Raw genomic sequence first — 26,407 nt, forward strand, 5'->3', positions numbered from 1 at the left:
GCGCCGCCAAGCAGGAAGCGGCGCTGAAGAAGGAGATGGCGTTCGAGCTGGCCTTCGTGCGCGCCGGCGGCCTGCTGCTGGCCGGCCCCGACCCGACCGGCAACGGCGGTGTGCTGCCCGGCTTCGGCGACCACCGCGAAGTCGAGCTGCTGGTCGAAGCGGGCTTTAGCCCGGTGGAAGCGATCCGGGTCGCGACCGCGAACGGCGCGCGCTACCTCGGCAAGCTGGACCGCATCGGCACCGTCGAAGCCGGCAAGAACGCCGACCTGGTCGTCGTGGACGGTGACCCGGGCCGCCGCATCCAGGACATCGAAAACGTCGAGATCGTGTTCAAGGACGGCGTGGGCTATGATCCCGCCAGACTGAATGCCTCGGTGCGAGGCATGGTCGGCACCCGTTAATTTGCAAGGAGTATCAATGAATCTTCCCAACCATCAGCTCAGCATGACGGTGCTGATGACCCCGGACACCGCCAATTTTTCCGGTAACGTCCACGGCGGCCACATCCTCAAGCTGCTCGACCAGGTCGCCTACGCCTGCGCCAGCCGCTACGCCGGCGCCTACGTGGTGACGATGAGCGTCGACCAGGTCACCTTCCGCCAGCCGATCCACGTGGGCGAGCTGGTGACCTTCCTGGCGGCCGTCAACTACACCGGGCGCAGCTCAATGGAAATCGGCATCAAGGTGCTGGCCGAAAGCATCCGCACCCAGGAAGTGCGCCATGTGAACAGTTGTTTCTTTACCATGGTGGCGGTCGGCGAGGACAAGAAACCGGTGCCGGTGCCACAGCTGGCACCGTCCACCCCGAACGAAGCGCGCCGCTTCGAGGAAGCCAAGGGCCGCAAGGAGCTGCGCCTGGCGCTGGACCGCCAGCACGCCGAACGCCAGGCCTCGCGTTCGTAGAACTATGGACGAGGTGGGGCGGCGTGCTATAATTCGCCGCCTTGGCCTGGTAGCTCAGTTGGTAGAGCAGAGGATTGAAAATCCTTGTGTCGGTGGTTCGATTCCGCCCCGGGCCACCAAGAACATACCTCACGCAACGCCCACTCATGCAAGTGGGCGTTATTTTTTCCTCGTTCACAAAGTCCTTGTGCCCGGCCCATTTCAGGTCGCTGCGCCCCAGCTTTCGCCTTCCAGGTATTCTTTCCCTAGACATAGCCCTGTTAGCGCTCGTACACTATGTCATTGTCTACATAGCAACGGCAGGCAATAAGTAGTTTTTCTGCGGCGTACATAGTCCATCCTAGCTAGAGTGGTGAGAATGGAAATTCATATCGCGACCATTGTGAACGGAAGTGAAACACCTGCCGGGGATGGGATCTCGGGCGCACTACGTTGCGTAATTCGGCTGCAAGATGGTACGAAGCGCTCTGCTATATTGAAGAGAGGACCGGTCGGCCAAATTATGGCCGAGGCGTTCTCTGCCTTGCTACTGAGCAAATGGAATCTACCGGTCCCTCTGCCATTTTTGATCGATGAAGCTGGCGCAATGGCTTTTGCAAGTGCCGATGTTGGCTACCCCAACCTCAAACAATCGCTCAACTTGGATAGTCTGCCCAAAGGGCCGGCACAGGAAGCTGCGTTACAAGTCTGTGCTGCACTGGCATGCAGCCTGCCGACGACACCACTCGCAGCGGCGTGCGATGAAGCCATTGATAATCGCGATAGGAATCTTGGTAACATCCTTTGGGATGGAAATACTGAGGCCTGGATAGATCATGCTCTCGCACTAGGTCAGGGCTCTCATCTTCAGGACGCTAACAAACTGTGCGATATGGCATTATTCATTGGACAAGATGAGCGCCTTCAGCGTAGCGCGATCGCACAGGCCCTACTATTGGACAGAAGTGCCCCGGCTTCGGCCGAGACAGCACTATCTTCAGTTACGGTGCCGACTACTGGTGTTGTTCCATTGATAGCAACCAGGTTGAACGCCATCGGGAATCGTTTAGTTGCCAGGTTTCCCCGTCCATTAGATCTCCTAACTAACCATGATAGAGTCTAACGTGCTTCCGAAGCCCGATATACGCACTTGGCCATGGCGGGCACTCTATTGGGAGCCTGTCGCTGGAACCGGCGAGCGGCTCATGGTCGGAGTCCTGCATGGATTTAATAACGAATACAAGGCCGTTCGAACGATAAGAAACGATGTGCTCGACTGTTTGTTTGGTAAGGCTGCTGCAGGCCTGCGCCGCCTCATTGATCACTCGCTAACGGTATTCGAAGTCGCCGCTTCTGCCTCGAAATCCATTGACGCATTTTCCGCGCCTATATCAGGAGTTTATCCCGGCCCTTTACGCGCGACGGAAGCGCAGACAGTGACCGATCTTCTTCAAACTGCATGTCTGCTATATAGCAGCCTTGGCAATCTTGATAAACTGGATGAGCCCGATGAGGCGGATTCGCCCCAGCAAGAAGAGGTAAACCGTCGGTTTGGATCTGAGGTGAAGCAAGAGGTCATAAGCGTTCGCCCCGATCTCCTGAGCGGTTTTGGACGTGGTGCAGAGCTTGTCCACGGTGGGATAACCGTAAAATTCGGTTTCTGCTCACCAAAAGCAATTCTGCATTTTACGGTCCTTCATCCTGTGCGGCAAAGCGCGAGCATGCGAGACGCGCGCGCGCGAATCTTTGAACTCCAACGGGCACGGGAAATTTCGGGGGTTACCTCTTCAGCATTAATTGCAGCGGTGCCTCGCGACGATGACGCCACGTTAGGCTCTAAACAGCGAGACGTTCTGAGAGCAAACCGACTGGAGATAGAACAGGAAGCAGACGCAGTGAAATTGCGCTGGTTCGCAGTTAACAATGCTTTGGAGGGTGCTCGCCGGGTAATCGAATTGGCGAGCTAGCGGGCATTCGCTGGTCTCTCTTCGTTCATCCACGATGCTGTGAAGACAACTACAGAATGGTCCGGTCAGGCATCGTTCCTCCGAAAATGACCGCATACCCTCAGTTTCGTGGGCAGAATAATAGAGTTACTCCTGCATTGGCATGCCAAGAGACATAGCTTCGAGCGAGCATCGATCTGAAAATCCTTGTGTCGACAGTTCGATTCCGCCCCTGGGCCACTAAGAACATCTCAAGTAAAACGCCAAACCATGCTGGTTGGCGTTTTTGTTTTCAACTTCCAAAAGTCGAGCGTTCGGGCCAATTCCTGTGCAATTCGATGTCCATGAAACCTTCGCCCGGCATCCGCCAAAATCGTTCATCTGTCCAGCAGCGCGATAACGACTACCTACTCCTCATGACAACAAACTGATTGCTCGGCCCTTCGGATCGAATGGTCAGGTTGGCACTATTCGACACGAGGTAGGCCAGAGGTCGCGTGAAAGTCAACGGGAACAACACGGGCAGCGATTGAAGGTTGGTCACAGATACAGGTTTGCCAGCATATCGCACCGCAGCCTCAATCAACCAAACCGTGAGTTCATCGTTCTCGATCGGTGTTGGCGTCAGCCGGATGACACGCTTGCCTTTCTCAGCCCGCTCCACTGCGCCCCAACTCGCCTGGCTCTGGATGACCATGTTGGTCATGCGTCGTGTGCCTTCCCGCTCCCCATAGGTCTCGCTCATGCGCCGATGGACCTCTGCGGACGCGCAGTCGCCCTGAATGGCAGATAGACGGCCCACCAACTCGGCAACCTTGCCAAAGAACGGGTACGTCGCCACAGACATTCCCCAGCACAGCGCTGCAATAGGAATGTCCGGCTGCGTCTTGTGGATGGCCACACCGCGATCCGCGTAATCGATCAATTCGGCGCGCGGCTCCAGCCACAGCCGATTTAGTACAGTGCGTGTTTTTTTCTTAGCTTCCACGCTAAGCTCGGCTGCATCGAGCAGTGCATTCAGATCATCTAGTTTAGCCACGCCTGCACGAATGTTCAGTGCCGCAGCCGCCCAATCAAGCTGAATGAACCGATCAAAGCCGATCCTTGGGGCTGATGAATTCATTCGGTACCAATCACATAACTAACTTTTACAAAGGGCACGATCAGCTCTTCGACCGACACCCCGCCGTGGACTACCACCTGCTCTCCCTCGGGCACAAAGGCGTTTCGTCCACCTGCGAATAAGGGCATGAAGTTCGCGGGTAGTCCAGCTATGTCCAGCCTCATTGTGTTGGGACAAGCCGCTGCAGAATCGGTCAGCAACGGTTCGCTCCGATACACCCGCACGCGCTCGCCCCGCGTTTCGGCAATGACGCCCTGGTTGGGTCTACCGACACCAGTGGACTCCACATTCCCGTGGTCCGCTGTGAGATAGATGTGGTATCCCTTGTCCAGCAGCAGCGAGAACAGCCGGTCGACGAAACCAGTCGTCAACCAGTTCTCGATCCACATCGCCACGTCCTTCTTGGACCGCTCCTTGTGGAGCCGATCGTCCACCTCATCGATGACCAGACCCACCACCGTCGGGCGTCGGTCAATCAAATCCGCGTCCAGTGCGTCGAGCTGACGGGTGTGTCGCAGTGCTCGTCGATACATTACTTCATTTGAGTTGACACCTTCGTTCTGCCAGAAGGTCTTCCACAAGAACTCCTCCCTGTCCGTCCTGTCGATGGAGTCTTCGAACTCTCGCGGTTTCAAGCCGGAGAACAGCGCTTGGCGCGACACCGATGTCACGGTCGGGAGCCATGCGAATACGGTTCCTTCGTCAAATGCGAAGCGCTTCGTGGTGGCAATCAGGCGCTCGCGGATCTGCACCCACTGGTCGAGGGCCAGGCCGTCGAATACCAGGAGAGCCACCTTAGCTTCCCCTGCAGACCGCCGATGGCGCAAAAAACGCGGCACGTGGTGTACCATCACCGGGCCTTTGGTCACCGGCTGCAGGATCAGGTCGGCGTAATGCTGGGAAGCGACCCAGGCTTGCAAATGCTCGTCTGATTGCGCCTGCAAAGTCTTAATGCGTTCCACAATTTGTTGACCGAGAGCCGCCGGCAGGTATTCGCTGCTTTCTGTGCCGCGCAGGCCATACGTGCGTGCCAGAATCTCACCGTAGCGCTTGGCGAACTCGTTCCAGTCCTTGTGCGAAGATGCCAGCGTTGGGGTCATCTCGATCAGGCCATCGATACCTTTGAGTATTAAAGCCTGCAATGCCGCCGGGTCCCGGACAATTCCGGCCTTGATCCAACTCGGAATCCGCGCCGGAACGTTGTGCACCGCCAGAGGATGTAAGCTGCCGTTGAGAAACATGGAATCGACCAGCACCTGCACATCTGAGTGATCGAACGGAATTTCGATCTTGGCGACACCCTCTTTTTCCAAATAGGCTGGCGGCGGCGACTCCCCGGTACGCGTGCCATCAAGCCCAAGGGTCGTCAGGTAGCGATACCACGCATCTTGCACCACGCGCAACAGCGCACTCTTGGATGCCAACCACGTGGCGACGGGCAGGTCCACAAACAATCCTTTGCCCTGCATGATGCCTGCCGCATGCTCGGCAAACAGTGACGGCAACGAGCGGTTGGCGAAGTGCATGCGCAGCAGCTCACGCCAGAAGTCGACCGGGTTGCGAATCGATCTCGGCGTGAGTTGGTAAACGTGTTCGAGAATGAAGTCCTTGGACTCGTTCTCGCCGCGCGCTGACTGTAATTCGGTTTGGTGGGCATGAAACAGCCCCGCCAAATGCTCCGGCTCGACTTGCTGGACCGCGCTGTATGCCAGCCTGGGGAAGAGCTCCGCGAGGCTCAATCGAACCACACGTCCGTGGTGCACAATGTCCCAAGGCAGCGGATTCGCGTCGGCGCTCCGCAGGTGCAGAACCAGCGAAGGCGCTGGCCCCGGCTCACCGTGATCCCACGCTGCGCGATAGCGTTCCTCGTATTCAGCACGGAAGGCGAACGGGTCTTCGTACAGCATCACCTCGAAGCCGCGACCGCGCAGTTCAGACAACACCTTTTCGTCCAGCAGCACATCGTCGGGGTCGCACGCCACCCACAGCCGGGTGAGATCGGCCGTGAAGTGGCTGAGAATGCGTTCTGACCACTGGCTCATCCCACATGTCCTCCGGGTATCACATTGCCGGAGACGCGCACCATCATCACGGCATTCAAATCCGGCACGCTGGTCTCCATGTCTTCCAGCGCGGCCATACGTGCATCGTGTTCTTGCTGCAGCCGCTTGCGCCGGTGCTCACGCACGGCGGGTAAGCCAATGCGCCCAATGGCCTGACCTCTGGCCTCAAACGCATACACTGCACGTTCGCGCTCTTCCTTCAGCCGGGCGCGGTGTTCAGTCAGCAGCTCAGTGAAGATCCGTTCTCCCTGTGTGCTCGCAGCCGAATGCGATGCCTCGAACCAACTCACCGACTCCTCGGCACTTGTCACGGCATGCACGTCTACGGTCTCAGTGAGCAGCAGATCCCAGACGCGCTTGGCGGTCGGGACGAAGGGCCGGCCTTCCTCGTTGATGAACACGGGCAGGAAGCGCTTCCGGCTCAAGCCCTCAGCCGCCAGACTGATCTCCCACAGCGACCAGATGCCGCATACCGAGTCCGGAAGACCGGTCACGCGGATCACCGGCAGTGGCTGACCGGCGACAGAGCGGGGCAGCTCACTGATCACAGCACGAGCGCGTGGGTCCTCCATCGTGACCCATTCCAACTCCGGGTTTTCATCCGCCGTGCGAGCGTCAAAACAGGCCTGTGCCGACTCGCTGCCATCTGCCCACCTCACCCGCCACGCCTTACCAACTTTTGCTGCTGCACCGCCGCGCGCAGCCAACCCGCTGGTAATGGCGCGCTCCAGCCAGAACTGCGCCGGGTGGTCGCGCCACTTGCGGGCATCATCAGCGTCCAGATCGTGCTCTGTGGTGAGTAGATCGCTGTTCTTCTTCGACTCCGTCAGGGTGGATCGAAGCTGCGACACCACCGCGTCGCATTCCTGTTCGATGGCATCCGGGTTCTGTAGACCATGCACGAACAGCTCGTCGAAGATCGGGTCGGCTTCGACCGAATCCATCACGTCGGCCGCCTTGTCGACGCCAAACTCCTGCGCGATGACCTCGAGCTTTGCCTCCAACACCTGGCGCACTCGATGCTCCACGGTGTCTTCGAGCACAAAGTTGATGGCGCGAACAACGTGCTTCTGTCCGATGCGGTCCACCCGGCCAATGCGCTGCTCGATCCGCATCGGATTCCACGGCATGTCGAAGTTGACGATGACATGGCAGAACTGCAGGTTCAGTCCTTCACCACCGGCATCCGTCGAAATCAGCACGCGCACATCCTTCGAGAACACCTGTTGTGCCCGCGTGCGCGCTTCCAGGTCCATGCTGCCGTTGAGTGTCGCTACCGAGAAACCACGGCTCTCCAAGTAGTCGGCCAGCATCGCTTGCGTCGGTACGAACTCGGTAAAGATCAGCACCTTCAGCGCCTGGTCGCTTTCTTCTTGCTGCAGCTTGTAGATCAGCTCCAGGAGCGCCTCGGCCTTGGCATCAGTGCCAGCGGCCTCGGTTTCCCGCGCCAGCTCCAACAGCACCTCGACTTCCGACTTTTCCAGTTGCCATCCACTGGACTGCATGGCCAGATCCACCTGAGACTGGCCATCTAGGTCTGCCCACTCGTCGGCACTGGTGTTCTCGAACAGGTTGGCCTGCGGCTGCGACGCATCAAGCAGGGCTTGGCGCTTCTCTAGCGTGGTGCGGATGGCAGCCGTGCTGGACGTCACCAGCCGCTGCATCAGGATCATCAAGAAGCCGATGTGACGTTGCTTGGCGGCCATGGCCTGGTTGTAGCCGTGGCGCACATAGTCGGTTACCGCCTCGTAAAGGCGCTGCTGCGAGCCATGTCGGGCCTGCCAAGCCACCGCCTGCAGTCGGGTAACACGGGGCTTGAACAGCGGCTGGCCCTCGGCGTTGATCGATGCGCGCTTCTCGGTGCGGATCACGAAAGGGCGCACCCGATCGCGGCTGACGCTGGTCTCGTCCGGGAAGGCTTCGCGATCCAACAACTGCATCAGCCGCATGAACTGGTCGGTCTTGCCCTGGTGAGGTGTGGCAGACAGCAGCAAGAGATAGGGGGAGGCTTCAGCCAGCGCCGCACCCAGCTTGTAGCGCGCCACCTGCTCGGTACTGCCACCCATGCGGTGAGCTTCGTCGATGATGACCAGATCCCACGACGCTGAGATCAGGTCCTCGAAGCGCTCGCGGTTGTAGGTGTTGAGTTGCTCCAGGCTCCAGCCTCGACGGCTTTCCAGCGGCTTCACCGAATCCAGCGAGCAGATCACCTGGTCGTGCATGCGCCACAGGTTCTCTTCCTCGCTTGTGCCGCTGCGCCACTGGCGGAAGGCCGCCAGCTCGAACGGTTCGATGAACTGGAACTTCTCGCCAAAGTGCAGCCGCATTTCGGCCTGCCACTGGCGTACCAATCCTTTGGGCGCGACCACCAGGATGCGCTTCACCCGACCACGCAACTTCAATTCGCGCAGCACTAAGCCGGCCTCGATCGTCTTTCCGAGGCCCACTTCATCGGCTAGCAAATAGCGAATGCGGTCGCGGCTGATGGCGCGGTTCAACGCGTAGAGCTGGTGCGGCAGTGGCACCACGCTGGACTGGATCGGCGCCAGCAGCAGGTTGTCCTCCAGCGCGTCTAGCAGCTTAGCCGCCGCCGCGGTGTGCAGAATCTGCTCTACGCTCGGGCGCACGCTTTCCAGCGAGGCCAGTTCCACCGCCCGAGCGCGTACCACCGCGTCCTTGGCAGGCAACCACACGCGATAGGCAACCTCGCCCCACACATCCTGCCGATCGACCACGCGGCAGGGCGATGAATGCCGGGTGAACCAGCACCAGTCGCCAATGGTGAACCCGCTGCCGGCCACGCTCAGATCCCGTCCTCGGTGCGGGTCAACGCGAGGTCATGGAGCGTCAGGAGCTTCTCGTCTTCCTGCAGCGTTTCCTCTGGTAGCTTGTTCGCGATGCTGATGATGGTCTGATAGTCCTTGGTTGCCCATGCAGCGCGGAAACCGGCTCGCAGCACTTCCAGGCGCGATTCCTTGATCTTGCGACCGGTAAAAGCCTTATAGGTCTCGAACTCTTTTAGCAGCGCCTTCTCGCGCTTCTTCTCCAGATCCTGCGCCTTATTTGGATCAGGTACGTACCAACGGTCCTTGGCCTTGGCAACTAGCGCTGGGTCACTTTTGTCGAGTCCACGCTGGTCTTTATGGTTTGAGGAGAGATAGCTGTGGATCTGGCTGGGCACCTCACCTGTACCGTCATACTTCAGAAAGTTGTCCTCGAGCAGCTCGTCCAACTCTGGAATGATCTCACCCTTACGCTTGGCCGAACCGATCTGTGGGATGTACTCGGGATGAATCTCTGCCCGCGTCGATGGGCGCTTCAGCAGGAAGCTGGTCAGCCAGTCGATGGCGCTGCGTTCGTCGGAAACGAACAGCTCCGCTTGCTTGACCTGCGGAATGCGCGATCGCGCCTTCTCATACTCGACCAGTTGATCGGGCAGAAACACCATGCCGTCCATCTCGCGAAAGCGAACTGGTAGTTCACCTAAAAATTCAGGTGTCGAGATTGGCACCATGGCGCCGTGGCGGATGAACCAAGAAGCCATTCGGTCGTAGATACGACGCGGGTCTCGCTCAACAATGTTTAGCAACTCCTGAGGATAACCGTTTGTCACTTTGGTAACCGGCAACTGTTTCAAATGGGTCTGCACGAAGTCCCACACAGACTCGATCGTTGCTCCACTTCGATTAAAGCGATCTTCTAGACCTCCGTTCGGTTTGTAGGCGGAGATAACCAGATCCTGCTTGATTGCGTTTGGCGAAACTACTTGCTGAAAGCTGAGATGAACCTTGTCCAGCGTTGTAACCTCCGCTACGACAAACCCCACTTGCTGCAACGCGACTTGAATTGCATTCCAGACTGCAGCACGACTATTTGAAAAAACAACAGTCATCCAGCGCCCCGGTTTCAGGACACGATAGTACTCAGCGAAGCAGCGATGCATGAGACGCTGGTACTCAGACACATCTTTGTTCTTTACTCGATCGACAATCGCCTCAGGGGCAGCGTCGCTAATAACGCTATACCAAGACTCAACCAGATAATTTAGATCAGAATAATAGATGTTTTCCCCAAATGGAGGATCTGTGAAGATATAGTCAATGCTGGAGTTCGGCAGACCAGAAATATTTGCTGCGTCGCCCGCCGAAATTATCACGTTGTCACCCGCACCATGGAGCCTACCCCAAGCACTCTTCTCCATTCGTTTAATTCGATTAATGCTCCCCTGGAGCAGATCGAAAACATTGGCTTCTGCGACCAACGACGAAACATAGAAAACACCCGTTAGAGGAGAATTTCCGAACGACGACGCAGGGCGGTATCGGTTCATAACCGAGGCATTTACGAACTGATGTTGTGCGATAATTTTTAGGGCTTTCCTAATTGACGCATCTTTAACCGCGCTTACCTTTTCAAAGAATCGGGATAAAACCTGAATCGTTCGAGGAAGAAATAAGTCGTGAACATGAACAACATTCGTAGTCTTCATGCGCCCCACACGCATCATCTGCATATCGGGGAAAGCTATGCTAGGAGCGTTTTTTGGATGGGGAAGTGCCGCTATTTTTTCGAGAACCTCAAGGTCTTTTGGATCAACAGACTTAGTGAATTTCTTCGACCCGCAAGTCATCTTGATTAGAACGGGTTTTCTTCTAGGGCGCTTTTTGGATTCCATCGTCGCGCCATCTAAAATTGTATCGAAGGCTAAATCCAGATCTTTCTTACCAAGATCCGCTCCACAATGAGGACATGCGAATGAGTCTTTGACTCTTTGCGATTCATCATCGAGCGCATGATCCAAAAAGACGATTTCGCCGGCGCACTCCGGACAGGTAAACACTTCCGACCAAACCGTGAAATCGATGTCGCCAGACTTTCCATCCAGGCTCGACGCGTACATCCAGCCGACTTCATTTCGCAACTCATCCAGAATTCTTTCCGCCTCCGCGAGGAAACTGTGAATTTCGAAAGGAAGGTTGTAATTGGCAGCGATAAAAGTCGCAGCGGGAGACAGATCGTTCAAAACGGTCCGCCTCACGCCCCATTTTGGTAAAGACCGCCCCTGTTTCTTCCATTCCGCTTCCAACTCATGTCTGTAAGCATTCGGGGCGGCACCGCACCATTGCGCCGCCACGCCAGTCATTCCTGAGCCACAGAAGCCATCGAGCACGATGTCACCTGGCTCGGTGTAATGCAGAATTGACGGAACGATCGCCAAATGAGGAACTTTCGTGTGATAGGAGTGCGCTTTGTAGATTGGATCACTTTTCCCCACCGAAGCATCGATAGCGAGGGGCTCACGACTGTACTTAACGCTCGGGTCGTAAGGTTTGCCGTAATGACGGACAAAGTCTGCAATGAATGGATTTGGACACGCGGTGTAATAGGGGGGATCAGACAGCGCCAAAATGGCTTCATCAGTACCCTTAGGGAAGCCCTTCTGCTTGCGAAACTCAGGCTCCTTTAGTTTCTCAGCGAGAAGTTTCGTGAAATGCTCACGACGGGCATTGTCATTTGAAAATGTCTGGCCAAGGCATTCCACCGGGCCGGTCAAGCCAGTCGTTTGGCCTTGCAGTAAGTCGTTCATCCGTTTTTTCCTCAGATTCTTGTTGTCATGGTCGAGCGATCCCCGTGTCACTCGATCACGAAGCGCAGCTTGGTGGCATCTTTGCCCTTGCAGCGCTCATTCATGAAGGTGTCGAAGCGCTTGCGCAGGTCGTCCGGCGTAGCCGGCGAGCCGCCTTGCAGCAGTGCATGCTTGATCTCATCGCCCTTGACCGCGATCTTCTCCAGCCCCGACAGCGCCTCTTGGACGGCGTTGGCAAACTCGCTGGTCATCGGGTCAGGCAGCTTGCGCGAGGTCAGGAAGGCATCGATCAGTTTCTTGGATGCGGGCGGCAACAGGCCCAGGCTGTCCTGCGTGAACGGGTCTTCCAGGTTCTCCAGCAGGGTCTGCTGCCAGTTGGTCACCAACTGATCCAGATCGTGGTCTAGCTTGTGCAGGCGGTTGGCCGCCGGGACCAACTCCAATTGCTCGGCAGACGGCCGGAACTGGCAGTGCGGGCAGACGGCTACCGTAACCAAGGTCGGCTCATCCAGCGAGGAACAGCTCTTCAGGCCGTTGAGCGACTCCTCGAACGCGGCGAGCTGGCTGGTGGGCATTAGCGACACGCCGGCTAACACGCGCAACGCCACCAAGCGGTCGTCCTTGCGCAGCGCGTTTCGAGTCTTGTCCTCGGCCACCCCCAGCCGCGCCTTGCTGTGGCTCGCGATGTAGGCCGTGATGTAGTCCTTCTTGAGCTGGTTGAGCGTTTTCCGATATTCGGCGGCGTGCTCGGCGGTGCGGTCCTGGCTCAGCTTGGCCTGCAGCGCCTTGCGGGCGGCTTCGGCCTGCTTCACCCACGGATGCTCGGCGGACAAGACCATTTCGGCCTGCGAGAGGTAGGACGCCGTGCTGCCCAGCTCCGCCACCAGTTCGAGCAGACGCTCGACGGCGACCAGTATCTCCAAATTCTTCTTCTGGCCGTCCAAATCTTCATGGGTGACACGCAGGTTTTTGAGCTTCCCGACTGTATTGTACGGCGCCAGCGACTCGGTGAACTTTTTCAGCGAATCCAGCCGGGTGTGCCAGTCTCTGGCTTCTTCTTCGCGCAGCAGGTTCTGGCCCCAGAAGCAGAGCTTGCCTTGCTGCAGGTCGGAGCCGGCCTTGAGGACGCGGGGCACCAGCGCGCTGACTTTCTCCTGCAGTTTGATGACCGGCTCGGTGTCGCCCTGGCTGGCCTTCTGGGCCAGGCCGGACGGCAGGTCGAACAACTCGAACAAGGCACGCAGCACCGCGAGGTTGATCTCCTTGGGAGCCTCGACGTGCTTGAACTGCTTGAGTTCCTCCAGCGAGCGTTCTGCCAGCTGGGTTAGTTTGCCGGAGTCGATCTTTTCGCCGGTGATCGACAGCACGATATCACCGGAGTAGACGAGCCCCCCCAGCACGGTGACCAGCAGGTCCGGCTCCAGCCGGTACTTGATCGGCGCGAAATACTCGACGTCCGATGAGCCCGACAGCAATTCGCTGCGGTTGAGCACCTGGCCGTGGCCCTTGGCCTTAAGCCGGCTCAGCACTTCCTGCGCGTAGCGGGAGTTGGCCGGATCGACGCGGTCGCCATCAAGCAGCTCCAGCGCGTCGAGCACGGCAAGCGCATCTTTGGTGCGAGTACCGCCGGCCAACGCGCGCAGCGCGTTGCCGATTAGTTGCTTGCGGTTGGCCTCAGTGACCAGCACTGAGAAGGTGGGGTATTCCGGCGAGAGATCGACGAAGCGCTGGCCCAACACCAGGCCGGAAATGACGTTTACCACGTCGCGGAAGTTGATTCGTTCGTCCGCACCGAGCCGCGCTCGGTCACGCAGCGACACGCCTTTGGCCCACTCCTGCAGATTCTTCTTCTTGCCCTGGTAGGTAACCTCGAAGGCGGTCATCTGCTTTTCCTGCAGCCACTTGCTCATCCGTTGAAGGTATTCACTAGTCTTCGATAAGTAGACGGCCTTCGCCCCGCTACTTGCCGTAGACGCCAGCTCATGTGCAGCTGCGTGGGCCGACAAGAGCCGCATGAATTCTTCATCCCGTTCTTTCAGACGGAAAAACACTTCGTCAGCGAGACAGTTGTCCGTAAACTTCGGCGCATCGAACGGCTGAATGAAATAAACGTAGAAATCTCTCTCCGGCTGAGCGGTCGGCCTATCGTTCGGCGCACCAAAGAACAGGTAGCCATTGCGGCCAACCTTTTTTTCCATCCATTCGACTTCATATTCCCAGATCTTGAATCCAGTCACGTAACTTGGCTTGTTTGGATCCTCCGAAACAATCTGGAGTAACGCTTGGTAGTACGCACGATCGAGAGCATCTGGCGATAGGCCATCGGCACGCTTTTCGATCTGAGCGTCGTAGTCGATGTCTTTCTTGAGGTCGAGGTAGTACTGCTCGGTGTCCAGCGCCTTGGAGATGAACTGGCCGTTGACGGTCTTCAACACTTCCCGCATGACAGTTTGGACCATAGACAGCAAGTTCTCGGCCGGATCGCCCGGCATGTCGTCCACGCCCGGCTGAAACAGACACAACGCATCACGCAGCTCGGCAGCCGTAGGGCCAATGGGCACATAAATGTCGCCGCCCGTGGTCAAGCGATGGACGGCCAACGCATTAATGACTCGCAGCGCCATGGCTTTGTAGGCCGGGCGCGTGAAGGCCTGCTGCACGCGGGACTCCAGCACTTCGGAGACGCGCATGACTTCCTTGATGTTGGGGTCAGCGCGCAGGACCGAGTTGGCCTTGATGGTGTTCCAGAAGCTCTCGTAGCTGATGAACAGCGGCTTGTCGTCGGGCACTTCCTGGTCGAGGATGGCCAGCATGGCGGCCTCAATGGTCTTGAGCGCGCCACGCTTCTCGGTGAAGTGGATCTGCTCGAAGGTCTTCAGGTAGTCCGGGTGAACCGGGAACAGCCGCACGTACTCATCCATGCGCTCGTTCATGGAGCCGTAGAACTTGGCGAACGGCGTGAGGTATTCGCGGATCTTGTTCTGCTGGTCGGCAGTCTTCTTGAGCAGGCGCGCGGAGACGACGAAGCTGACGTCCTGGCGATCGATCAGGATCTGGGTGAAGCGCTCGTTGACGCGGCGCATGCTGTCGGCAACGTGCTGGAAGCGCACACTGTCGAAGATGGCTTCTTGCACACCGGCCACGAAACGGAACTTCAGGTGCTTGGTGACTTCGCCGATCTGACGCAGGATGGCCAGATCCTGCACCAGCTCGTGGTCGCGACGGGACTGCAGGTACTCCAGGAATTCATCAACAACGAGCAGCACGCCCTGGTCCGGGAATTTCTCCGCAAAAGCGGCCATCATCTCCTCGAAGGAGTCCTTGTTGTTGAGCTCCTTATCGGCGGTCGGGAAGGTGTAGTCGACACTAATCTTTTCGAGAAAACGCTCAAGCTGCAGGGTGATGATCTGGCGCAGCGGCATTTGCAGCCCACCCACCTCGATGCGCAGCACCCTGAAGCGGCCAGCGATCGGGGCAACCGCCTCGGCGACCTTGGGGTGGCGGATCATCGGTGCGTAGGCAGCGTCTTCAGCCACCAACGACAGCACAGACATCAAGTGCGACTTACCCGTGCCGTAGTTGCCGACGATCAGCACGCCCTTGTGATCGACCGAGTCGTCAAAACTGAGTTGGGGAACCATGAGCTTGGAGATCCGCTCGGCCATGTCGTCGGAGATGACATAGGTCGCGACGAGCTTCTTGGCCTCGTCAGGGCGCCCGGCATCGAGCAGCTGAATGACTGACTCGATCTGCTCGAACTGGATCAGATCTCCGTATTTCATGTTCTTGGCCATATGGTTCTCTCTTCGCCGTAGCGTCAAATTTCGAGTACGACCACGCCATCACGGCTGTAGTCACGATGTTCTGGATGGCTCATGTCGGCGTACACCAAGCGATCACCGCGCAGCTCGCCAGGCCAGACGGCCACGACTCGCTTGGAATGAGCCAGCCGCCTGACGAGGTCAAGCGGGTTGATCTGCAGGCCCGGCTCGAACAACAACTCGAGGTTGTCGAGCAGCAGCGGGCCTTCAGTTCGCTCCTTGTCCGCGATCTCCCGTAGCAGTTCGCCTGCCGAGAAGCCGCGCTTGTTGTTCGGCGTGGCGGCCAAGCGGCGTCCGAGCTCCAGGCCGACGTTCAGCGGCTCGATATTGAGCTTAGCGCCGAGCTGGCGCAGCAGTTGGGTTTTGCCACTGCGGCTGGGACCGACCAGCAGGATCAACTTGCTGTTGAGGTCGCCGATTTCGCCGATGAGTCGTTCGAGTTTTACGAGCATGCTCATCCCCTTAGTCCGACTCGGCTTCAAGCCGTTGTTGATCAGGGGAACGGTAGCCCGGCGCCAGTACGGCATTTCGCACGCCGTAGATGGCCAGGTGGTCCTTCAGCCACAGCCGATACTCGTACCCGCGCAAGCTGTGGTCGGGCGTGCAGTCCACACTCCATTGGCGAAGGATGTAACCAGCGGTGGCTGCCCGCAGCTTCATCCGCAGCACGCCACCTTGCATGCTGTAGTCCATCTCGGTGATCTCCGGCCGGGGTTGATCCGGGTGCGGCACCAGCTCCAGCTCGACGATCCGGGTCCACTGAATGTCCTGATCGCTCATCTCGTGGGGTGCCACTGACTGCCCCTTGAGCACCACGGGGCGCTTGATCCGGGTGATCACAAAATCCCGGAACTCCTGCGACTTCCGGTCGAAGGCACGGACGTGCCAGCGCTGGCCGTTATCGATCAACGCGAACGGGACTATTTCCCGCTCAGTTTTCCCATTGGTGATGGAGTGGTACTCGATATCAAGCGAAGACCCCTGATGTATTGCCCGTGTCACGCTCGCCAACACATCCAAATGCGGATGGGTAAGACGGGACGGGCTCTCGCTGACCACCCATGCCTTGAGTTGCAACGGTTCGCCGTCACCAAAGCCTTGGGTCAACCACGACAGCACTCGCTCCGGGCGAAAATCGAAGACTGATTGAAAGTTCGTCCCCAAGACATACGACTTGCCTTTGGAGTCGTAGTCCATGTTGCCGGGAGCCAGCTCCTTGTACAGAGCTAAATCTCTAGATGCAGCGGCAGACTGGATGCCAAACCGCGCGACCAAGTCTTGCCGCCGGATCTCTCCAATGAAGCGTATGCATAACTCCACGAACGCAAGTCGATCACGTTGTGGCTGAGTCAATTGTGCAAGCGCTCCACTTGGCATCTTAGGGCTGGGCGTCAAATCGTAGTGTTGCTCGGAGTATATGGTTTGCCACAAGGCATGTCCATCGGATTTTTTTAGTTCACTATGAGCATCATTTTGATTAGCACTTGCGGATCAAGATACCCACAACCACACAGCCGAATTAGTTGCAAGTTTGATCATATATGATGAAGATGCTGATACCTATTCAGTTCCCAGATCCGTAACGAATCCGGGATTCACTTTAGCTAAGGATTCTGAAAATTATGAAAGTGACCTCCGCACCCACGTGGAATTGGAAAGCACCCGATCGCATTAATTGCTCTGGTGGCAATGGACTTCCCAGCGTTCGCGCTGGCACCATGGCTTTGAAACAAACGCTGCTGCCTCGCAGCCTCGACGTGTCGTTCGAGTTCAAATATCGACGATAGCGACAGTACGAACCGATGCGACACCGACGTGTCGCTGTTAAACAGGCCCAATAACATCCGATGTCATTGGGCCTTTTTCATTGTGCCCGCAGCTAATGCAGGTCTTTTAAGGAAAAGACATTGTGAAACCAACCTCAACAGCCATAGTGGCCGCCTCGGCCACCCCGCAGTACATCACTTTAAAAACTGCTTTCGCGTCGAAGCTCGGCAAGTCCGCCCAAGGAAGCATCAGCTACACAGTTTCATGTGATACCGACCGAATCGCCTTGTTCGTCTCGATTACGGACAACTCCAGCGGCGGGTACTTCAGCCGCGAACATGTCCCAGTCGATCGCATTCAGGAGCTCGTCGGCAAACCCGATCAACCAGCTTTTCCCTCGAAGGTCCTGAAGATTGTCTTCGCTGGGAAGAGCAGCAACAACGCCGGCTTTCTCGCAGCGATTCTTCATGCCGAGGGTTTGCTGGCGCGTGACACGGACAATGAAGCGAAGCATGTCCCGGCAGGCGATTGGGACAACTGGAAAATGGCACTGCTCGCGCTGGAAGGCATCCCGGCGGATACCAGCCCACCGTCATCACAAAGGGACGGTACGGCAGCGGCATCGGAAAAACGCAAAACCCTCGCGCTTAAGCGAACTAAGCCGGCCAATCCGGCTGAATAACAAGGGAGTACTCATGCATGACTCACAACCCAATTACACCATTCTGGTCAACTGGGGCGTCGGCAAGACACGCGGCTTCGGTTGCTCCAAATCCTGCGACTATTGCAACTGGCGAGGATGGGACGAATTGCCTTACCAAGGGCAGACCACCGAACAAGTTGCGGCCTTCATCGCCTCGTGCAAGAAATCCACTATCTCCATCAGCGGCGGCGCCGAACCGCTCTACCGGCTGAACGAAAATCTGCCCAAGCTGTTGGCCATGGTTGGTGTCATCCGCGACCATGGCTTTCGGGCGCGAGTCGTAACGCGTGAAGCGCAGCACGTCGCCATGCTGCGCGGCATCGTGGACCGCTTCTCGATTTCGCTCGATGGAGACGTACTGGTGGAGCTACCGCGCTACCAGCACGAATGGTCCGGGATGGATGTCGAATATTCGCTGGTGCTTCCACCTCTGCCGACCGAGCAGCTCCAGTCGTTGATGCCGCAGTATGCAGCTCTGCATAGGCGTTTGGGCGGTCGACTCGTCTTGCGAGAGAACTTCAATTCGCTTTACAGCACGGACTTTAGCCAGTTGGCCTCTGGTCATCGTGGCATTGTCTTCGTCCCCAAAACGCTATGCCTAGATAGCCGGTATCTCGCAAACCAGGAATGGTCCGGCCACGACATTCTGCTCGACCATCAGCAACTCTTCGCGCATCTGATGCACGACCCGCGCATCCACCTCTTCGGTGGCGCGGTCAAACACATGCTCAGCCCGGCCGTCCATAGCGAGTTTTCCGACATCGATCTCCTTACCACCGATGCCGTCGTTTTGGTCCAGTTACAGGAACGGTTTGGCTATCGGTTCAAGGAAGTCTCAGAAGGTGTGGCGAGCTACCCGCGATACTTCCTCGGCAAATCCAACCGGGCCGGTAAGGGGATTCACTTGGCTCTCGTCAAAACCCCTGAAGACGCGCGGCGCTTCATCTTCTCGGCGCAATACGACATCGACCGAGTGGGCTTCAGTAACGGCCGCTTCCACTTCGACGAGCGTATCGGTGAGGCCGCCATTCGCCAATCCATTTTCACCAAACAAGCGACCCACGCCGAAGGCACCCGCGACACGACGTTATTCAGCACGAACCGACCCACGATCGAAGCCCGCCACCGCATAAAGTTGGTGCGCCGTGGCTTCGTCATTCACGATAGGAACCCATCTCATGCAAGCAACCATTTTTGTACTGCCGGACGCCCTCCAAACCCTGCAGGCGATCCGATCACTCGACTACTATGACCGCGTATCACTTGGCGACGCCCCGGACACCGACCTCACCCACGCCCCTGGCTACTTCCTTAACACGCCGGCACTGCGTATCGCAGAGCTACCAGCCTCCGCAAGAATCGCCGTCTCCCTGTCCCCCCTTCAGAGCGAAGCCTACCACCAGAGGGTGACTGCTCCGCCGGAACTGCGTGGCGTCGTCTACGCTGGCGCGCCCCACCTACCTCCCCAGTACGTAAGCATCATTCGGTACTGGTCGCCTATGACGGTAGGCGCTTTCCATCAGAACGCCGTCTATTACCAGAACGTGCATAACGCCTATTTGGTGCAGCTTGTCGTTGCTGATAGTGACGATGCCGGCGATCCGTATGCCGAGCGCGTCCCAGCGGACGAACTGCTGACCGACGGCGTGGTGTTCTGCATCAGCGGGCTCGGCGCGCGATTGGAAGACTGTGATCCACAGCAGTTCGTCGAGGTACACCTCCCGATTGATCCAGTCATTCTCGGCATCGAGCATGATGGACTGCGGTCGTCCGACGAATATCGCTACGATCCAAATGGTCAGTGGGACCGGATCTACCTGCGGGTTGCGGACATCATGGCATCGCCCGATCCGAACTTCGTGGCTATCTCGGCTTTTCGCAGTGAGTTCCACGACTACGGCTACGTGTATTGAGGTAGCGCCTGTAGCAAGAATCCTCCTTCTGCTTCCTGCCGTGATTTCAGGTGTTGCAATTGTCCTCAAGCGCTCTCCCGGCATCCCAACAGGCGAGAGCGCATCTCATCAATCGATATCGAGAGGCGTTCAGTTCGCTCACCAGCTCGTCTGGCCGAACGTGCAGCCAGTCGCCCGATTTATTCATGTGAAAGGAAGTTCCATGCTACTGCGTGCTCTCTCGGAGGCTGCCCTCTTCCGTCTCGGCAGTCTGGTCGCCACGCCGCAAGCGCTAGAGACCTTGGCGCGGTACGGCGTCACCCCATTCTCCCTAATCAAGCGCCACGCTTCAGGAGATTGGGGCGATGTCCCATCCGACGATGCCACGGCGAACCATATGGCCCTGCAATCTGGCTCTAGGCTGCTTTCAGCGTACCGTATTGGAGTCGGTGTGCGGATATGGATCATTACCGAAGCAGACCGCTCGGCTACAACCATACTTTTGCCATCGGACTATTGACTCATGATGCCACGACATCATGGCTGGCGACCGGAGACAGCGCCAATGCCGATGCTGCAAATTTCTTTCATAGGACATAGCGGCGGCGGCGGGCATCGACCTCCCGCCGCCGATTTCTAGGCTCCGCTTCAAGCAGCTTCTTGCCGCAACCTTGAACAACACAATAGGGAAGGATTTCTCTGCTTTCCCTGAAAAACCCAATACTGCCCTCGGTGCATCCGTCGGCGGTTTTTTCATGTTTATCAAGGAGCATCAAAATGGCAAAACGCAAATCTACTGGCAACCGTACTTCGAAGCGGGCCAACAAACATGACGACCTGCTCTGGGACTTCGCATTTGATCAAGTAACAGCGCTGACCAACCACCTTCTTGAGGTTCAAGTCCTGCGCTTGGACCAAATACTGCATGTAGTCCACGCGTTCGCATACTCGACCCGGCTCGCTGGTGACGAGCAATCACTCGATCGACCTGAGCTTGCATCGACGCTAGTCGATTGCGCGACCGATCTGATTCTCGACTACTGCAACAGCTATCGTACCGCTTAGCAGTTGATGAACAACGGCTAGCGAACGCGCTTGCTTTTGTTCGGCATAATGCCTTGCAAAATTTCCCCCACTTCTCCCCCTGCAATCAACTTGCTCAAGCAAGCGCAGGGGGAGGAGTGGGGGAAGATTTTTATAGCAGCAGGGGCTAGCCAACCGGTTTTCCCACGAACGACCCGGAATAGACCGGCGCAACGCCGACTTTAGGCGTCGCATGCTGCCGCAGTTTCAATCTCCCTTCGCCAGCAACGCACCATTGAAGGTGGTGCAAACCGGGTGGCGCGAGTTCCACGGACTAACAAGACTGACGTCGTTTACCGGTTTTGCCTGATCGAACGGTCAGGCACGCTCCCCGCATCGTTGCTCCCGCGCAGAACGCGGCTCGGGCGGGAAAAACGTCTCGGCGCGCTGTTCTGTAAGGATTTCCTTGAACAAGGGATTTTCATTCCTTGAACAAGATAATAGGGGACTCGCATCACACGCGTTCCTTTGAGGAACCCACCTCAGCCCGGTTCTCCCCTGAACCACGGCATCCCAACCCCTTCGTCAAGTCAATCACCGTGCCCGGTCTTGTCCGCACGGAGTTCTTCGCATTCTCAAGGAGCACCATGAAATTAACTAACCGGGCCATCGAGGCCATGTCCGGACCTGCGCCAGGTTCGGGCTCCAAATCAAAGGAGGTCAGCGACTCTGAAGTTACCGGCTTGCGCATCATCTGCAGTGCCGGAGCTGCACAACGGAAGTTCTTTTATTTTCACTACACGATCCATGGTCAGCGGAAGAAGGCCAAAATCGGCGAATTCCCAGCCATTGGTGTTCAGGAGGCCAGGCAGCAGGCCCTTGAATGGCGTGCCGCAATCGATCGCGGCGTCGATCCAATGGAACAGCGCGACCGTGTCCGTCAGATGCCTACGTTCGCTCAATTTGCCCTGGATGAATACCTGCCCTACGCAAAGCAGCACAAGGTCAGCTGGGACATGGATGAGTCCAAGCTGCGTTTGCATCTCGTGCCGAAATTCGGCTCGCGCCGCCTATGCGATATCTCGACTCGCGATGTGCAAATGTACATCGCACAGATCAAGACGTCGCATAGTCCGGCAACTGCCAATCGCCACCTCGCTCTGCTGTCCAAATTTTTCAAGATGGCGATGAGCTGGGAGCGGGTTGACCGCAACCCTTGTGTTGGCGTTGCCAAGTTCCGCGAACCGCAATCCCGCGTCGAGACACTGTCTCCCGAAGATCTTCAAAAAATGCTCAAAGCGATGGATGCCGAGCCCAACATCCAGGCGGTCGCGGCATTGAAGCTGCTTCTGTTGACCGGCACGCGGCGCGAAGAAGCGCTTCAGGCACGCTGGGAGCACGTCGATCTCGACAACGCCCTTTGGTTTCTACCGAAGACTAAAAACGGCAAAACCCGCCACGTGATGCTTAATTCGGAGGCGGTAGAGCTACTGCGCGGTCACGCACGCATGCCCGGCATTCCATGGGTCTTCCCCGGACGTGACCCGGCGCGTCCGCTGAACAACCCGCGCAAAGCATTCACTCGAATCCTGAATGCTGCTGGCTTGCCATACCTGCGGATTCATTCGCTACGCCACGTTTTCGCGTCCTACCTCGTGTCATCTGGTGTCAGCTTGTTCCAAGTTCAGAATTTGCTTGGGCATGCGTCGCCGAGTACCACGCAGAGGTATGCGCACCTCGCGAACGATGTTCTCAGGCAGGCATCAGCTTCGGTTTCGAGCATTTTTTCCCAAGCCAAGAACGGGGGAGCGAGCGAAGCGGGGGCACAGGCTTGACCCCATCGGTATCAACGGCTTTCCCCGGTTTTTTTCTCGATGATCCCATTCCAGCCTCATGGTTGGCGCGGGATCTTTTTTTTGCACGCGCTCCCTACCTATACATGCGCGATGGCCACCGTTCAATGTGTCACAGGCATTTATAGCAAGCAAGAGCAATAACCGGATGCACCAGGACGGGCGCATCCGATCATCAATCACCAGCCTCCCTCGCACGTTCGCAGCGTATCGGGAGGTTTTTCTTTTTGGATCTATCAAAATGTTCAAATACAAAATCAGCTTTTTTGACCACTGCACTGACACCGCGCCGAAGTGCCAGGAGCTCAGCTTCGACGAGTTGTGTGCCGTGCATTTGAACCAACATGACGTGCGCGCTAAGAAGGATGGTCCGATGTTCTCGGCAACGATATTCCGCCCGCGCAGAACACGCCGTAATGATGCAGCAGTCTCCATTTCCCTCGGCATCTTTGATTTCGACGAACAGTCGCCGGAGATCGTTCGCAACACGTTAGCCGATGCCGGTTATCAAGCGGTCCTGGTATCCACGCACAGCCATACGGCCGAAGAACCCCGCTTCCGTGTGGTCATCCCATTCACTGCACCGATTCCAGCCCGGCTGTGGCCGAAGATGTTCAAAGCCTTCAACGAGCTGTTTGACGGTGCAATCGATCCTCAGACCAAAGCGGTTGCCCAGGCGTTTTACCTGCCGTCGTGCCCACCAGCGCACAGGGACGACGCGTTTTTCACGCTGCTGGATGGAGAAGTGTTCGACGCAGTCGCTGAACTCACCGCTATGGGCGAGGACTGCGGGTGGTCGGATGATTGCGATGACGACGAAGAAGTTACACGACCTTCACGCATGCCTACCGGGTCCAGCTCCAAGCAGTGTCCGCGTAAGCTGGCTGAAGAAATCTTTCGCACGCTATTCAATGGCCTGCTGAAGTTCTTCAACTTCGAGTTCTACGCTTACGAGGACGGCTATTGGAAGCCGCTTAGCCGAAAAGTCGATGTCGAGAAGCGCATCCTCGATACATACACGACTCTCAACATCGGCATCGTCAAGCAGATCGTTGAAAACCTGGAAAGTCTTACTATCGTTGCCGATGTCGCGCCCGCCGATAACGATGGCGGTCGTCTGCTCTGCCTGAACAATGGCACGCTCGACCTGAAAACCGGAGTACTGCTAGCCCATGATCCGGACCACAACCTTGTCAACAGGATGGATGTGACGTGGAATCCGGATGCCACGGCTCCATTCTTTGTCAAGGCCCTCGACGAAATCTTCCAGCTCGACGATGATCGCGAGACTCGAGTGCGGTTCATTCTGGAATGGTTCGGTTATTGCCTGATTCCTGATGTCAGCCAGCACAAATTTCTGTGGCTGGTCGGCAGCGGCGGCAATGGCAAGTCGCTCCTTCTCAATACACTGGCCGCACTGGTGGGCAAGGACAACGTATCGTACGCCATGCTCGAACGAATGGGTCGGCCATCGGTCCGGGCTGAGCTACAGGGTAAGCTGTGCAACATCAGCCACGAGATGAGCAGTGATGCCACCATCGCCGATGGCTACCTCAAGGCGATTGTGGCGGGTGACTGGGTGGAAGCCGAGCGCAAGTTCCAACCGTCGTTCTCGTACCAGCCATTTGTCCGGCTCGTTGCAGCGACCAATTCACTCCCTTATCTCAAGGATACGACCGACGGCTTCTTCCGCCGGGCCATTATTCTGGAGCTCACCCGCAAGTTCAGAGAGGATGAGATGGACAAACATCTGCAACAAAAAATCCTTGCCGAGCTCGACGGCATTCTGGTTCTGGCTGTGAATGCGCTACGCGACCTGCTTCAGCGTGACGAATTCATCATCCCAGAATCAGCGATCAGGTATGCAAACAAGTACAGGGACGAATCTGACAGCGTACGCTACTTCATCAAGGAAGCATGCGCGCCTGACAGCAAAGGCACCAAACCAGCCGCACTGTACGAGCAGTACCGGCAGTTCGCGTCGCGATTCCGATTCCCGGAGCTGAACCTGATCAAGTTCGGCAAGCAGTTAAGTAACGCCGGGCTCGGTAGCCGGATGTCGAATGGCGACAAGCTTTGGCTCGTAGCTGCAAAAGAGTATCAGAAGGACCTGTACACTCGCGAATCGCTAATGGATTCGATGGATCGCGAGTAACTACGTTCCCCCAATGCGCTTTGATGCGCATTGGGGCGTTTGTGTCCGGAGCCTACATGTCTGGTTCGGACGAATGCAAATAAGGCTCGAGGTCAGCAAATCGAGAATTTGGCTTGATTTCCCAGTACTTTGCTATCGTTCTCAACACCTGATTGACAAGGTTGTCGTCAGTCATCGCCGCTGAATTTGGGCCGATAAACTCCCTGTCGTGTGCATCCGTATTCATACCGCCGATGCGGAAGCAAATCCCACCCATTCGCTCAGGCCCGGTTACTTCCGACAGGAACACGATGCCGTTGTCCGTGACGCGAAGCTCCACATCAATGTCATCGCGGCCTGCAGCAAGGAGCTGACGGACATTGGTTCGATTCAGCTCGCCAGGGTTGTTGAGATTGATCGTCATAGCTTGGCCTTTGATCGCTGTTTCAAAGCATCATTATAGGCAGCTAAACATGTCAAAGTGGGCGTCCCAGCAAGCGCTTCGATACTGACGAACGCACGGACGAGCCAACGGTAGCGTCAGGTATTGCCCTCTCAGGCAGACGGAGGAACCGCTTTCGACTCCTCACCTGTTAGTTCGGAAGTATTGTCGCGACCTCGTAGATGCTGGATGCCTTTCCATGCAGCTAACCCAACAGTCAAGCCTACCGCGCCCCCTGCAACGATGGGCCAGACGGGTGCCGAAACTAGTCCTAGCGATAACGCCGCAGCCCCAAGCCCGCTCGACCCTAACACGGTTACCGAACCAGCAGCGATAGAACTTCCGATCGCAGCGCCGGCTAACGTTGTTGCCCCTCCAGTAGCGTATGCCGATGAGCTTTCAGCAGCCTCTTTCAAGAGACTTTGCATGTCTTTCAACGTAGTAGCGACTGCTTCAGACGCTTGGGGAACCAGACTAATCACGCCTTCCCTGAACCTCGAAGCCGATGACAATACCCGCTCATCGTTCACGACTCGACGCGCCCCATCAATTATCAACGCCACGCCCACCGCGACAGCCGCCCCATCCTGCAGCAAGTCACCGAAACCGTTGGGTGCGTTGAGCAGCGCATCAACCTTGTCCCCCAACACGTAACCGAAGCTACCGAGAATTGCCGCTCCTCCTCCGATGATAACGATTGCGGGGACGCAGGTGATTCCAGCGACCATGCCCACGCCTCCCACAAAGACGCCCTTCAGCAGCGTCATCGCAAGAGCGGCTGAGCCAGCGGCTCCGATTCCAAGTCCGGTTAAGCCGCTGATGTCTGCTAGCCGACTGCCTGCCAGATGCTGACCCAACACGATTTGGCCGTTCATCACTCCCCACGAGACGATGGCGGCACCAAGTGCTATCTCTGCAACGCCTACCTCTGCCTGATGCTGTGCAGCCCATTGTTTGCAGCTGTCAAGCGCTCGCTCAAGTGCGGACCGATCAGCGGCGCGCAGCACAATTTCACTCATCTATATTCTCCGGGGGACGGATGCGGACGCACATGTCGGCAGTACATCGTTCGGTAAGATTCGAAGCAAATTTGCTAATTCCAACGAAAGAGCACTTATTACGTAGCGTGGGTCTGTCCCAGAGTGATCCTCAGATTAACTTTGGTGATGAC

19 protein-coding genes and 1 tRNA gene are annotated in these 26,407 nt (G+C 57.2%); 11 read left to right on the top strand and 9 right to left on the bottom strand.

Features of this window, described 5'->3' with window-relative positions:
* From ACI48D_RS22455 to ACI48D_RS22475, 5 genes are all read left to right on the top strand, one after another.
* Positions 1-401: amidohydrolase family protein (locus tag ACI48D_RS22455; RefSeq protein ID WP_435573460.1), on the top strand; the 401-nt coding region annotated here is incomplete at its 5' end.
* Between the two features lie 16 nt (positions 402-417).
* Positions 418-903 (top strand): acyl-CoA thioesterase, encoded by a 486-nt coding sequence (locus tag ACI48D_RS22460; RefSeq protein ID WP_435573461.1) that lies wholly within the window; start codon positions 418-420, stop codon positions 901-903.
* Positions 904-946: 43 nt separating this feature from the next.
* Positions 947-1,022: transfer RNA gene (locus ACI48D_RS22465), tRNA-Phe, on the top strand.
* 239 nt (positions 1,023-1,261) lie between these two features.
* Entirely contained in the window at positions 1,262-2,005 is a 744-nt protein-coding gene (locus tag ACI48D_RS22470; RefSeq protein WP_435573462.1) for a hypothetical protein, read from the top strand.
* A gap of 82 nt (positions 2,006-2,087) precedes the next feature.
* The gene (locus ACI48D_RS22475; protein WP_435573463.1) at positions 2,088-2,849 is read left to right on the top strand and encodes a hypothetical protein; all 762 of its coding nucleotides are present in this window, start codon (positions 2,088-2,090) and stop codon (positions 2,847-2,849) included.
* Between the two features lie 382 nt (positions 2,850-3,231).
* On the opposite strand, the gene ACI48D_RS22480 is transcribed toward ACI48D_RS22475, so the two are convergent.
* Genes ACI48D_RS22480 through ACI48D_RS22510 form a run of 7 tightly spaced genes read right to left on the bottom strand, consistent with a single transcriptional unit; the run spans position 3,232 to position 16,799 of the window.
* Positions 3,232-3,951 carry a hypothetical protein gene (locus ACI48D_RS22480; RefSeq protein WP_435573464.1) on the bottom strand — a complete coding sequence of 240 codons (720 nt, stop codon included), beginning with the start codon at positions 3,949-3,951 and terminating at the stop codon, positions 3,232-3,234.
* Complete coding sequence (gene pglZ, locus ACI48D_RS22485) at positions 3,948-5,993, bottom strand: BREX-3 system phosphatase PglZ (RefSeq protein ID WP_435573465.1); 2,046 nt, start codon at positions 5,991-5,993, stop codon at positions 3,948-3,950. Before pglZ ends, ACI48D_RS22480 begins: the two co-directional genes overlap by 4 nt.
* Entirely contained in the window at positions 5,990-8,815 is a 2,826-nt protein-coding gene (locus ACI48D_RS22490; RefSeq protein ID WP_435573466.1) for a DEAD/DEAH box helicase, read from the bottom strand. The genes pglZ and ACI48D_RS22490 overlap by 4 nt, the downstream gene beginning before the upstream one ends.
* A 2-nt stretch (positions 8,816-8,817) precedes the next feature.
* Entirely contained in the window at positions 8,818-11,601 is a 2,784-nt protein-coding gene (locus tag ACI48D_RS22495; RefSeq protein WP_435573467.1) for a DNA methyltransferase, read from the bottom strand.
* A gap of 47 nt (positions 11,602-11,648) precedes the next feature.
* Positions 11,649-15,395 (bottom strand): DUF6079 family protein, encoded by a 3,747-nt coding sequence (locus ACI48D_RS22500; RefSeq protein WP_435573468.1) that lies wholly within the window; start codon positions 15,393-15,395, stop codon positions 11,649-11,651.
* A gap of 23 nt (positions 15,396-15,418) precedes the next feature.
* Positions 15,419-15,874 carry a BREX-3 system P-loop-containing protein BrxF gene (gene brxF, locus ACI48D_RS22505; RefSeq protein WP_435573469.1) on the bottom strand — a complete coding sequence of 152 codons (456 nt, stop codon included), beginning with the start codon at positions 15,872-15,874 and terminating at the stop codon, positions 15,419-15,421.
* Positions 15,875-15,884: 10 nt separating this feature from the next.
* Entirely contained in the window at positions 15,885-16,799 is a 915-nt protein-coding gene (locus tag ACI48D_RS22510) for a WYL domain-containing protein (RefSeq protein ID WP_435573484.1), read from the bottom strand.
* 532 nt (positions 16,800-17,331) lie between these two features.
* Between ACI48D_RS22510 and ACI48D_RS22515 the strand changes: the two genes are divergently transcribed.
* The 6 genes from ACI48D_RS22515 to ACI48D_RS22540 all read left to right on the top strand — a co-directional run bounded on the left by ACI48D_RS22515 (position 17,332) and on the right by ACI48D_RS22540 (position 24,815).
* Complete coding sequence (locus tag ACI48D_RS22515; RefSeq protein WP_435573470.1) at positions 17,332-17,871, top strand: hypothetical protein; 540 nt, start codon at positions 17,332-17,334, stop codon at positions 17,869-17,871.
* Positions 17,872-17,884: 13 nt separating this feature from the next.
* Entirely contained in the window at positions 17,885-19,144 is a 1,260-nt protein-coding gene (locus tag ACI48D_RS22520) for a hypothetical protein (protein ID WP_435573471.1), read from the top strand.
* The gene (locus tag ACI48D_RS22525; RefSeq protein ID WP_435573472.1) at positions 19,071-19,805 is read left to right on the top strand and encodes a hypothetical protein; all 735 of its coding nucleotides are present in this window, start codon (positions 19,071-19,073) and stop codon (positions 19,803-19,805) included. Before ACI48D_RS22520 ends, ACI48D_RS22525 begins: the two co-directional genes overlap by 74 nt.
* A gap of 756 nt (positions 19,806-20,561) precedes the next feature.
* Positions 20,562-20,849: a hypothetical protein gene (locus ACI48D_RS22530; protein WP_435573473.1), complete on the top strand. Its 288-nt coding sequence runs from the start codon at positions 20,562-20,564 to the stop codon at positions 20,847-20,849.
* Between the two features lie 605 nt (positions 20,850-21,454).
* Positions 21,455-22,642 (top strand): tyrosine-type recombinase/integrase, encoded by a 1,188-nt coding sequence (locus ACI48D_RS22535; RefSeq protein WP_435573474.1) that lies wholly within the window; start codon positions 21,455-21,457, stop codon positions 22,640-22,642.
* A gap of 259 nt (positions 22,643-22,901) precedes the next feature.
* Positions 22,902-24,815 carry a DNA primase family protein gene (locus tag ACI48D_RS22540; protein WP_435573475.1) on the top strand — a complete coding sequence of 638 codons (1,914 nt, stop codon included), beginning with the start codon at positions 22,902-22,904 and terminating at the stop codon, positions 24,813-24,815.
* 52 nt (positions 24,816-24,867) lie between these two features.
* On the opposite strand, the gene ACI48D_RS22545 is transcribed toward ACI48D_RS22540, so the two are convergent.
* Both ACI48D_RS22545 and ACI48D_RS22550 read right to left on the bottom strand, forming a co-directional pair.
* Positions 24,868-25,218 carry a hypothetical protein gene (locus ACI48D_RS22545; protein ID WP_435573476.1) on the bottom strand — a complete coding sequence of 117 codons (351 nt, stop codon included), beginning with the start codon at positions 25,216-25,218 and terminating at the stop codon, positions 24,868-24,870.
* A gap of 131 nt (positions 25,219-25,349) precedes the next feature.
* Positions 25,350-26,255: a hypothetical protein gene (locus ACI48D_RS22550; protein WP_435573477.1), complete on the bottom strand. Its 906-nt coding sequence runs from the start codon at positions 26,253-26,255 to the stop codon at positions 25,350-25,352.
* Between the last annotated feature and the right edge of the window lie 152 nt (positions 26,256-26,407).

Origin of the sequence: Massilia sp. LXY-6, assembly GCF_051233485.1 — a bacterium.
Classification (GTDB): Bacteria; Pseudomonadota; Gammaproteobacteria; order Burkholderiales; family Burkholderiaceae_D; genus Telluria.